We start from the raw sequence: 10940 nt of genomic DNA, 5'->3' as shown, positions 1-10940 counted from the left end.
AGCACGCGATCGGGGTAGGGCGCGGCCTCCGGCCCGGCCGGCCGCGCCCTACGTAGGTAATCCCCTCCGGGCAGGGACCACTTAGGTAGATCACCTGTCCCGGAACCGGACGGCGAACGCGTCCGCCGGGACCAAAGTCACCGTGTGCGCGGCTCCCGCACGACCGCCACGTCACCCGGTGCGACGGTGACCGTGCCTGCCGTCTCCTTGCCCGTGAGGAGCTCCGAGGAGCCCGCCGCGACGGGCAGTTCGGCGCCCCGGCCGGCGTGGTCGATGACGAACAGATAGTCCGCCTCCGGACCGCGCCGGCGGACCACCTCCACACCGGGCGGGGCCGTGCGCACCGGCTCCACGCCCGCCTCGCCCCGGACGCGGTCCAGCAGGGCGGCCAGCGTGGCCGGGTCCGGGAGCGTGGCCAGGTACCAGGCGGCGCCCGCGCCGTGCGGCCTGCGGGTCACCGCGGGGACACCGGACAGCGGACCGTCGGCGTACGACGCGACCGCCTCGGCGCCCTCCAGGCGCAGCCGCTCCGACCACAGCGTGCCCGCCGCCCCGTCCGGCACCGCGCCGGCAAGCGCGACCCGCTCGCCGGGCAGCAGCGGGAACGGTTCGTCCGCGCGCACGCCCAGCACCTCGCGGAAGGCGCCCGGGTAACCGCCCAGGCGCACATGGGAGTTCTCGTCCACGGCCCCGCTGTGGAAGCCCACGGCGAGGGTGCCGCCGCGCTCGGCGTACGCGGACAGGTTCGCCGCGCCCTCGTCGTCGACCAGGTACAGGTTCGGGACCAGCACCACGCGGTAGGCGGACAGGTCCGCCCGCGGCCGTACGAAGTCCACGGCCACGCCCGCCCGCCACAGCGGCTCGTACCAGGACCGGACCAGGTCCGCGTAGCGCAGTTCGCCGCTCGGCTGCGAGGGCAGTTCCAGCGCCCAGCGGGCGTCCCAGTCCCAGACGATCGCCACCTCGGCCGGGCTGGTGCTGCCCCGGACCTCGGCCAACGCCCGCAGATCCGCGCCCAGTCGCACCACGTCGCGCCAGATCCGGCTGTCGGTGCCCGCGTGCGGCACCATCGCCGAGTGCCACTGCTCGGCACCCGCCTTCGACTGCCGCCACTGGAAGTACGCGATGCCGTCGGCGCCGCGCGCCACATGAGCGAGCGCGTTGCGGCGCAACTCGCCCGGCCGCTTTGCCCGGTTGACCGGCTGCCAGTTCACGGCACCGGTGGAGTGCTCCATCAGCAGCCACGGGCCACCGGCGAGGGAACGGGTCAGGTCGCCGCTGAGCGCGATGTCGATCTCCGGCTCCGGGTCGGTGGACATCAGGTAGTGGTCGTTGGAGACGATGTCCAGCTCCGGCGCCCAGCGCCAGTAGTCCAGCGCGTCGAAGTTGAACATGACCATGAAGTTGGTGGTGGCCGGGACCGACGGCGCGGCCGCCCGCAGCACGTCCCGTTCCGCCGTGCACAGCGACAGCAGCTCGTCGGAGCAGAAGCGGCGCCAGTCCAGCTCGTGCGTCGGATTGGGTACGGCGCCGGTGGCGCGCGGCGGCAGGATCTCCTCCCAGTCGTAGTACCACTGGCTCCAGAACCGCGTGCCCCAGGCGTCGTTGAGGGCCGCCAGGTCGTCGCCGTAGCGGGTCCTCAGCCAGCGGCGGAACGCGGCCGCGCTGGTGTCGCAGTAGCAGGCCGCGTTGTGACAGCCGTACTCGTTGTGCACGTGCCACATGCGTACGGCGGGGTGGTCCGCGTACCGCTCGGCGAGCGCGCCCGCGATCCGCAGCGCGGCCTCGCGGTAGGCGGGGGAGGACGGGCAGAAGGTCTGCCGGCTGCCGTAGGAGAGGGCGCGGCCGTCGCGGTCGACCGGCAGCGCCTCCGGGTGGGCACGGAAGAACCACGCCGGAGGCGCCGCCGTGGGCGTGGCCAGGTCGGCGGCGATGCCGTTGTCGTGCAGCAGGCCGAGGACCTTGTCCAGGCGCGAGACGTCGTACACGCCCTCGGACGGTTCCAGCAGCGCCCAGGAGAAGATGCCGACGCTGACCAGGTTCACCCCGGCCTCGCGCATCAGGCGCATGTCCTCGGCCCACACCTCCTCGGGCCACTGTTCGGGGTTGTAGTCGCCGCCGTAGGCGAGGCCGGGGACGGACAGGGTGGGTTTCACTGTGTTCTCTTCGTTCTCTTTCGGGAAACGCGCGGCTCAGCCCTTGTTGGAGCCCAGGGTCAGGCCGCTGACGAACTGACGCTGGAGCGCGAAGTACACGACCAGGGTGGGGATCGCGGTCAGCAGGGAGCCCGCGGCCACCAGGTTGGGATCGGTGAAGTACTGGCCGGAGAGGTTGTTCAGGGCCGAGGTGATCGGCATGTTCTGGCCCGTCGAGATCAGCACCAGCGCCCAGAAGAAGTCGTTGTAGATCCAGATCGACAGCAGGGTCGCCAGGGCCGCCATCGCCGGCTTGCACAGCGGCAGGGTGATCTGCCAGTACAGCCGCCACACCGAGGCGCCGTCGACCAGCGCGGCCTCCGTCAGCTCGTGCGGCAGCGAGCGCATGTAGTTGCTCAGCACGAACGCGCAGAAGCCGGACTGGAACGCCACATGGATGAGGACCAGGCCGAGCGCGGAGTCGTACAGCTTGCCGCTGGCCGTGATGCCCGGCAGGTTCGTCAGCAGGTACAGCCGGTACAGCGGGGTGATGATGACCTGCTGCGGGAGCAGGTTGCCGGCCGTGAAGACCAGCAGCAGGGCCAGGTTGAGCCGGAAGTCGAACCGGGCGACGTAGAACGCCACACAGGAGGACAGGAACAGCGTCAGCAGCACGGCCGGGATCGCGATGACCAGCGTGTTGCCGAAGTAGTGCAGCATGTCCGACTGCTGGTACGCGTTCGTGAAGTTCTCGAACGTCAGCTTGCTCGGCCAGGAGACGTAGCCCTTGGCGCTGGTCTCGCTGTACGGCCGCAGGGCCGAGAAGATCGCCCACAGCAGCGGTGCCAGCCACGCCAGCGCCGTGCCGGCGAGGAAGACGTGCAGCAGGACGCGGGCGGGGCGGACCGGGGCGCGCCGCTTCAGCGGCACAGTGGTGCTGCTCATGCGCGCCGCTCCTTCCGGAAGGTGGCGATGAGATACGGGATGATCACCGCGAGGGAGATCACCAGCAGGACGACGGCGATGGCGGATCCGTACCCGATGCGGCTGGACTCGCCGATGATGTTGTTGGTGACCAGGATCGACAGCAACTCGGTGCCCTGGGCGCCCTTGTTGAAGACGAAGACCAGGTCGAAGGCGCGCAGCGCCTCGATGATCGTGACCACCAGCACGACGGTGTTGGTCGGGCGCAGGGTCGGGAAGATGACGTTCTTGAACGTCTGCCACTCGTTGGCGCCGTCCAGCGCGGAGGCCTCCCTGAGCGAGGGGTCGACGCTCTTCAGACCGGCCAGGTACAGGATCATCATGTAGCCGGCGTGCCGCCAGGACGCGGCGATCAGGACCGCCCACAGGTTGAGGTGCGGGTCGCCGATCCAGTCGATGTAGTGGCCGGGCTTGTTGGCCCCGATGATGCTGTTGATCAGTCCGGTGTCCGGGTTGTAGACCAGCTGCCAGACGAAGCCGATGCAGGCCATCGAGATGACGACCGGCAGGAAGAACGCGGTCTGGTAGACGCGGCTGAAGCGGATCTTCTTGTCCAGCTGGACCGCGAGGAAGAGCCCGAGCGGGGTCGGGATCAGGATCAGGACGACGAACCAGATGATGTTGTGCTCGACGGCCGGCCAGAACTGCGGGTTGTCGTTGAAAAGTTGTTTGAAGTTGTCCAGGCCCACCCACTTGATCGAGTCGAACCCGATGCCGTCCCAGGTGGTGAAGGCGAGGAAGATGGAGGCGATGGCGGTGACCCACACCAGGAGCACGTGCAGGATCGTCGGCACGCCCGCCATCAGGGCGAGCGTGATCCGGTCACGGCGGGTCAGCAGGCGGCGGTGGCCGTGTGTGGCCCGTGTGCGCGCAGGCGAGGCGCCCGGAGGCGGCACCGCGGCCGCCTCCGGGGTCTTCGTGGTCGTATCGGTCGTCATCGGGCCGCTCACTGGGACGCGAAGATGGTCTTCTTCTGGCGCTCGATGGACGACAGCAGGCTGTCCACGCCCTTGGGGTTCTGGAGGAACTTCTGCAGGCCCGGCTGCATCACCGTGGAGGTGAAGTCGGGGCGGGAGTCGCGGTCCATGAACTGGGTGAGGCTCTTGGCGCCGCTGATCATCGTGTACGCCTTCTTCTGCAGCGCCGTGTACGAGGAGGTGTCGGCCTTGCTGGAGGCGGCCACCACGCTGTTGTCGGCCTTGAGGTAGGTCGCCTCGGCCTCGGGGGTGCCGAGGAACTCCATGAGCTTGGTGACGCCGTCGTGGTTCTTCGGGGACTTGCTCACCATGAAGCCGTCGGTCGGCGCCTCGACCGTGTCCTGGCCGTACGCGGAGTTGAGGACCGGGAAGGCGAAGAAGTCGAGGTCGTCCAGGTCGGCCTTGTTGGTGAACTGCTGGCCCACGAACGAGCCCAGGAGGTACATGCCGGCCTTCTTGGACACGAGGGTCTGCGCGGCGTCCTGCCAGGTACGGCCCATGAAGCCGTCCTGGTGGTAGGGGAGGATCTCCGCCCAGTGGTCGAAGACGGCCTTCACCTTGGGGTCGGTCCACGACTCCTTGCCCGCCATCAGGGACTTGTGGAAGTCGTAGCCGTTCAGGCGGAAGTTGATCTGGTCGAAGGTGCCCATCGCCGGCCAGGCGTCCTTGTCGCCGAAGGCGATCGGGATCAGGCCGTCCTTCTTCATCTGCTTGCACAGCGCGACGAGTTCGTCCCAGGTGGTGGGGATCTTGTAGCCGTGCTGCTGGAAGACGCTCTTGCGGTAGAAGAGAGCCCAGGGGTACGTGTACAGCGGCACGAAGTAGTACTTGCCGTCCTCGCCCTTGCTGAGCTGCTTCATCGCGTCGGGGAAGTTGTCGCCGATCTTCGCCCACACGTCGTCGATCGGCGAGGCCAGGTTCTTCGCCGCGAAGAACTGCATGCGGTACCCGGCGAACCAGGTGAACACGTCGTCGGGCGTGCCCTGGAGGTAGGAGTTGATCTGCTCCTGGAAGGTGTTGTGGTCCTTCGTGTTGACGTCGACCTTGATCCCGGACTGCTTGGTGAAGGCGGTGTAGATCTCGGCGAAGGCTTTCTTCGGCACCGCGTCCGAGGCGTTGGAGCCCAGGGTGACGGTCTTCGGGTCGGAGGAGGAACCGCTGCCTCCGCACGCGGACAGCAGGGGTATGCCGGCACCGGCGAGCAGGGCGGCGCTGCCCGCTCCGCGCAGGACCGAACGACGGCTGGGGCCCGGGAGGGAGAGACCGGAGGGGGAGAGGCGCATGGCGGCTCCTGAGGAATGCAGGGCTCGGTCAAGGGGTTGAGTTGATCACCGAAAGGTTCCCGAAACCGATCAGAAACCAACTCGACCGAACATCGTGGGCGTAATAACAGCCCCATGTCCGCTCATGCGTCAATAGGTCGGCCCCCACTGGGCGGTGTCTTGCCCGAAACGTAATCGTCACGGTTACCTGCGTGTTCGCCGGAGCGCAGAGCCGACAGCCCCCACGGCGCGGACGGCCGAGGGGGCTGTGTGAACACGAGTGGTTCCGCTTCGGGTGCTGACCAGCGGCTCAGGGTCTGACGAGCAGCTGGAAGTCGAAGGCGTACCGCGACGCCCGGTACACATGGCTGCCGTACTCCACCGGCCGGCCCGTGACGTCGTACGCGGTGCGCTCCATGGTGAGCAGGGCCGCGCCCTTCCTCTCGTCCAGCAGGGCGGCCTCCCCGGCCGTCGCGCCGCGGGCACCGATGGACTGACGGGCGCTGTGCAGGACGATCCCGGCGGACCGCATCATCCGGTACAGGCCCGTCGACTCCAGCCGCTCCGTGGGGAGTTCGAGCAGTGCGGCCGGCAGGTAGTTGCACAGGAACGCCACCGGCCGGTCGTGGGTGCAGCGCAGCCGCTCCAGCACGGTGACCTCGGCGGCCTCCTCGAGGCCGAGGGCCGCGGCCACCTCCGGGGGTGCCGGGATCCGTTCGTTGCGCAGCACCCGGGTGGTCGGGACCTGTCCGGCGGACTCCAGGTCGTCGTAGAGGCTGCTGAGCTCCAGCGGCCGCCGGACCTTGCTGTGCACGACCTGTGTGCCCACGCCGCGGCGGCGGACCAGCAGTCCCTTGTCGACCAGGGACTGGATCGCCTGGCGCACGGTGGGCCGGGACAGGCCGAGCCGTACGGACAGGTCGACCTCGTTGCCCAGGAGGTTGCCCGGCGCCAGCGTGCCGTGTTCGATGGCCGCCTCCAGCTGCTGCGCGAACTGGTAGTACAGCGGCACCGGGCTCGTGCGGTCCAGGGTGAAGGTGAGGGAGTCGAGCGCGCGCTCACCCGGTGCCGTTCGCTGTGGGGTGCGGTGTACTGGGCTCATGCCTCCCAGGTGTAGGTCCCGGGGGACGAGGGTGTCAATGGTTTGTACTTACATTCGGACCTCGTTGTGAAATGATGTCTTAACAAAGTATTGACAGCGGGCCCGCCAAGGACTTGGATCGCGTCCCAACGCAACAGCGTTCCTCCCCCGTCGCACGCACAGTGAGGTGCAGGAAAGATGGACCGCTCTTCTCCCTCCCGTCCGCAGAGACTGGCCCCGTTCGTGGCGGTGGCTGCCGCGGCGGCCCTCACCCTCGCCGGCTGCGCCAGCAGCCACGGTGGCAAGAAGGCCGAGGAGGCGGCCCAGAACGCCTCGGCGGGCAAGGCCAACACCCCTCGCATGACCGTCGCGCTGGTCACGCACCAGGCGCCCGGTGACACCTTCTGGGACACCGTCCGCAAGGGCGCCGAGGCCGCCGCGGCCAAGGACAACATCAAACTCGTCTACTCCGCCGACCCCAACGCCGGCAACCAGTCCAACCTGGTGCAGAACGCGATCGACCAGAAGGTCGACGGCATAGCGGTCACCCTGGCCAAGCCCGACGCCATGAAGGGCGTCGTCGGCAAGGCGGAGCAGGCCCGCATCCCGGTGGTGGGCCTGAACTCGGGGCTGAGCGACTGGAAGAGGCTCGGCCTGCTGGAGTTCTTCGGGCAGGACGAGAGCGTGGCGGGCGAGGCGTTCGGCGACAAGCTGAACACCACCGGCGCCAAGAAGATCGCCTGTGTGATCCAGGAGCAGGGCAACGTGGGCCTCACGCAGCGCTGCGACGGTGTGAAGAAGACGTTCAAGGGCACGACTGAGACCCTGTATGTGAACGGCACCGACATGCCGTCCGTGCGGTCGACGATCACGGCGAAGCTGAAGCAGGACTCCTCCATCGACACGGTCGTCACCCTCGGCGCCCCGTTCGCGCTGACCGCCGTGCAGTCGGTGGGCGACGCGGGCAGCAAGGCCAAGGTGGCCACGTTCGACCTGAACAAAGACCTGGTCAAGGCCGTGCAGAACGGCTCGATCGAGTTCGCGGTCGACCAGCAGCCCTACCTCCAGGGCTACCTCGCGGTCGACGCGCTGTGGCTCTACAAGTACAACGGCAACTACAGCGGCGGCGGGGTCCAGCCGGTGCTGACCGGCCCGGCCTTCGTCGACAAGTCCAACGTCGACAAGGTCGCCGAGTTCGCCGCGAAGGGGACCCGGTGATGAGCATGGCCCAGCACGCCGAACCGGCGGTGTCCACGCCGCCGGGGCCCGGCCCCAAGGAGACGGACGGCCGCACCACCCGGCGCCCGCTGGCGCTGCGCCTGCTGGCCCGGCCCGAGGTGGGCGTCTTCCTCGGCGCGGCCGCCGTACTGGTCTTCTTCCTGATCGTGGCGCCCTCGGTCCGCCAGGGCAGCTCGATGGCCACGGTCCTGTACCAGTCCTCGACGATCGGGATCATGGCCCTGCCGGTCGCCCTGCTGATGATCGGCGGCGAGTTCGACCTCTCCGCGGGCGTCGCCGTGATCACGTCGGCGCTCACCGCGAGCATGCTCAGCTACCAGCTGAGCATGAACGTGTGGACCGGCGTGGTCGTGGCCCTGGTGGTGTCCCTGGCGATCGGCTTCCTCAACGGCTGGATGGTGGTCAGGACCGGTCTGCCGAGCTTCCTGATCACGCTGGGCACGTTCCTGATCCTGCAGGGCGTGAACCTGGCCGTGACCAAGCTGGTCACGGGGAACGTGGCCACCGACGACATCAGCGACATGGACGGCTTCGACCAGGCGAAGAAGGTCTTCGCGTCCTCGTTCGACGTCGGCGGGGTCGAGGTGAAGATCACGGTGGTGTGGTGGCTGGTCTTCGCGGCGCTGGCCACCTGGGTGCTGCTGCGCACCAGGTACGGCAACTGGATCTTCGCGGTCGGCGGGAACAAGGACAGCGCGCGGGCGGTCGGTGTCCCGGTCACCTTCACCAAGATCTCGCTGTTCATGCTGGTCGGCTTCGGGGCCTGGTTCATCGGCATGCACCAGCTGTTCTCCTTCAACACCGTGCAGTCCGGCGAGGGCGTGGGCCAGGAGCTGATCTACATCGCGGCGGCCGTGATCGGCGGCTGTCTGCTCACCGGCGGCTACGGCTCGGCGATCGGACCGGTCTTCGGGGCGTTCATGTTCGGCATGGTGAACCAGGGCATCGTCTTCGCGGGCTGGAACCCCGACTGGTTCAAGGCCTTCCTGGGCGTGATGCTGCTCGGCGCCGTCCTGATCAATCTGTGGGTCCAGCGCACGGCGACCCGGAGGTAACCCATGAGCGACAACACCACCCACGGCACCGTCGTGCAGGACACACCGCCCGCCTCGGGCCAACCGCTGGTCGAGCTGCGCGGGGCGGGCAAGTCCTACGGCAACATCCGCGCCCTGCACGGCGTCGACCTGACGGTCCACGCCGGCCGGGTCACCTGCGTCCTGGGGGACAACGGTGCGGGCAAGTCCACCCTCATCAAGATCGTCTCGGGGCTGCACCAGCACACCGAGGGCGAGTTCCTCGTCGACGGGCACCCGGTGCGCTTCTCCACCCCGCGCGAGGCTTTGGACCGCGGGATCGCCACGGTCTACCAGGACCTGGCCACGGTGCCGCTGATGCCGGTGTGGCGCAACTTCTTCCTCGGCTCGGAGATGACCCGGGGTCCCTGGCCCGTGCGCCGGCTGGACATCGCCGGGATGAAGGCCACCGCGGACCGGGAACTGCGCAACATGGGCATCGTCCTGGACGACCTGGAACAGCCCATCGGGACCCTGTCCGGCGGGCAGCGCCAGAGCGTGGCCATCGCCCGCGCCGTCTACTTCGGCGCGCGGGTGCTGATCCTGGACGAGCCGACCGCGGCCCTGGGCGTCAAGCAGTCCGGTGTGGTGCTGAAGTACATCGCCGCCGCCCGCGACCGCGGCCTGGGCGTCATCTTCATCACCCACAACCCCCACCACGCCTACATGGTCGGCGACCACTTCAGCGTGCTGCGCCTGGGCACCCTGGAACTGTCCGCCGACCGCAGCGAGGTCACCCTGGAGGAGCTGACCAATCACATGGCCGGCGGCGCCGAACTCGCCGCGCTCAAGCACGAACTGGCCCAGGTACGCGGCGTCGACACCGAGGAACTCCCCGAGGAGAGCGACCTCACCGCACCCGTCGCGCCCTCTGCGGAAGGAACCCCCTGACCATGGCCGTCCCCACTCCGCTGGACCGTATCCGGGTCGGCTCGGCCCCCGACTCCTGGGGCGTGTGGTTCCCAGACGACCCGCGGCAGGTGCCCTGGGAACGCTTCCTCGACGAGGTGTCCGAGGCAGGCTACGAGTGGATCGAACTCGGCCCCTACGGCTACCTCCCCACCGACCCCGCGCGACTGAAGGACGAGGTGGCCCGGCGCGACCTGAAGGTCTCGGCGGGCACGGTGTTCACCGCCATGCACCGCGGCCCGTCCGTCTGGGAGGAGACCTGGGCGCACGTGAGCCAGGTCGCCGCGCTCACCCGGGCGACGGGCGCGCGGCACCTGGTGGTCATCCCCTCCTTCTGGCGGGACGACAAGACGGCCGAGATCCTGGAGCCGGCCGAGCTGACGCCCGAGCAGTGGGCCCATCTCACCAAGGGCATGGAGCGGCTCGGCCACGAGGTCAAGGAGACCTACGGCCTGGACATCGTGGTCCATCCGCACGCCGACACCCACATCGACACCGAGGACCACGTCGAGCGCTTCCTGGACTCGACCGACACCGAGCTGGTCAACCTCTGCCTGGACACCGGCCACTACGCCTACTGCGGCGGGGACAGCGTCAAGCTCATCGAGACCTACGGCGAGCGCATCGGCTATCTGCACCTCAAGCAGGTCGACCCGGACGTCCTCGCCGAGGTGGTCGCGAACGAGGTGCCGTTCGGGCCGGCGGTGCAGCGGGGCGTGATGTGCGAACCGCCGTCCGGCGTCCCCGAGCTGGAGCCGGTCCTGCAGGCCGCGCAGCGGCTGGGTGTGGAGCTCTTCGCGATCGTCGAGCAGGACATGTATCCCTGCGAGCCGGACCGGCCCCTGCCGATCGCGGTGCGGACCCGGCGGTTCCTGCGGTCCTGCGGAGCGTGAAGCTGCCGCGTGCCCCCGGTCGTTCCTGCGCAACCACGACGGATTCGGTTCCGGCGTGGCCGGGAACCAACCGGGGGCACGCGGGCGTTGTGCACCATGACGGGGGACGCCCGCGCAGACGGGAGGGACCAGATGACACAGGGCACGGAGCCCCGGAAGGCGCCCGTGGACACCACCGACGCGGCGCGCCTGCGTCGCGACCGCTTCGGCTCGCTGCCCGAGCGGATACGCCCGGAGGACACGGTGGAGACGAAGCCGGCGAGCGTTCCCGACCCGGCGCGGGACACCTACAACCCCGACGAGTGGCTGATCCGGTACTGCGGCTGACACACAGGTGCGGCGCCGGGCAGGTGCCCGGCCGCCGCCCACCCCGTAAACCCAGCCCGA

At 68.9% G+C, this 10940-nt stretch carries 10 protein-coding genes; 5 read left to right on the top strand and 5 right to left on the bottom strand.

Annotation, left to right across the window (positions count from 1 at the left end; translation table 11 throughout):
• Positions 1-137 precede the first annotated feature (137 nt).
• From AB0D93_RS20475 to AB0D93_RS20455, 5 genes are all read right to left on the bottom strand, one after another.
• Positions 138-2156 (bottom strand): beta-galactosidase, encoded by a 2019-nt coding sequence (locus AB0D93_RS20475; RefSeq protein WP_362121170.1) that lies wholly within the window; start codon positions 2154-2156, stop codon positions 138-140.
• Between the two features lie 36 nt (positions 2157-2192).
• Positions 2193-3080: a carbohydrate ABC transporter permease gene (locus AB0D93_RS20470; protein WP_362121168.1), complete on the bottom strand. Its 888-nt coding sequence runs from the start codon at positions 3078-3080 to the stop codon at positions 2193-2195.
• Positions 3077-4057: a sugar ABC transporter permease gene (locus AB0D93_RS20465; protein ID WP_362121166.1), complete on the bottom strand. Its 981-nt coding sequence runs from the start codon at positions 4055-4057 to the stop codon at positions 3077-3079. Before AB0D93_RS20465 ends, AB0D93_RS20470 begins: the two co-directional genes overlap by 4 nt.
• A gap of 8 nt (positions 4058-4065) precedes the next feature.
• On the bottom strand, positions 4066-5379 hold the full coding sequence (locus AB0D93_RS20460) for an ABC transporter substrate-binding protein (RefSeq protein WP_362121164.1): 1314 nt from the start codon (positions 5377-5379) through the stop codon (positions 4066-4068).
• Positions 5380-5668: 289 nt separating this feature from the next.
• On the bottom strand, positions 5669-6460 hold the full coding sequence (locus tag AB0D93_RS20455) for a GntR family transcriptional regulator (RefSeq protein WP_362121162.1): 792 nt from the start codon (positions 6458-6460) through the stop codon (positions 5669-5671).
• Between the two features lie 177 nt (positions 6461-6637).
• On the opposite strand from AB0D93_RS20455, the gene AB0D93_RS20450 reads away from it, so the two are divergent.
• The 5 genes from AB0D93_RS20450 to AB0D93_RS20430 all read left to right on the top strand — a co-directional run bounded on the left by AB0D93_RS20450 (position 6638) and on the right by AB0D93_RS20430 (position 10880).
• The gene (locus tag AB0D93_RS20450; protein WP_362121160.1) at positions 6638-7657 is read left to right on the top strand and encodes a substrate-binding domain-containing protein; all 1020 of its coding nucleotides are present in this window, start codon (positions 6638-6640) and stop codon (positions 7655-7657) included.
• Positions 7657-8733: an ABC transporter permease gene (locus AB0D93_RS20445; protein ID WP_362121158.1), complete on the top strand. Its 1077-nt coding sequence runs from the start codon at positions 7657-7659 to the stop codon at positions 8731-8733. The genes AB0D93_RS20450 and AB0D93_RS20445 overlap by 1 nt, the downstream gene beginning before the upstream one ends.
• Before the next feature lie 3 nt (positions 8734-8736).
• Positions 8737-9642 carry an ATP-binding cassette domain-containing protein gene (locus AB0D93_RS20440; RefSeq protein ID WP_362121156.1) on the top strand — a complete coding sequence of 302 codons (906 nt, stop codon included), beginning with the start codon at positions 8737-8739 and terminating at the stop codon, positions 9640-9642.
• 2 nt (positions 9643-9644) lie between these two features.
• Positions 9645-10553, top strand: coding sequence for a sugar phosphate isomerase/epimerase (locus AB0D93_RS20435; protein WP_362121154.1), 909 nt, complete (start codon positions 9645-9647; stop codon positions 10551-10553).
• 132 nt (positions 10554-10685) lie between these two features.
• Positions 10686-10880: a hypothetical protein gene (locus AB0D93_RS20430; protein WP_362121152.1), complete on the top strand. Its 195-nt coding sequence runs from the start codon at positions 10686-10688 to the stop codon at positions 10878-10880.
• The last annotated feature ends 60 nt before the right edge of the window (positions 10881-10940 follow it).

Origin of the sequence: Streptomyces sp. NPDC048191, assembly GCF_040652655.1 — a bacterium.
GTDB lineage: Bacteria > Actinomycetota > Actinomycetes > Streptomycetales > Streptomycetaceae > Streptomyces.
Note: the sequence above shows the minus strand (reverse complement) of the source record. Positions and strands in the feature narration are given on the sequence as shown.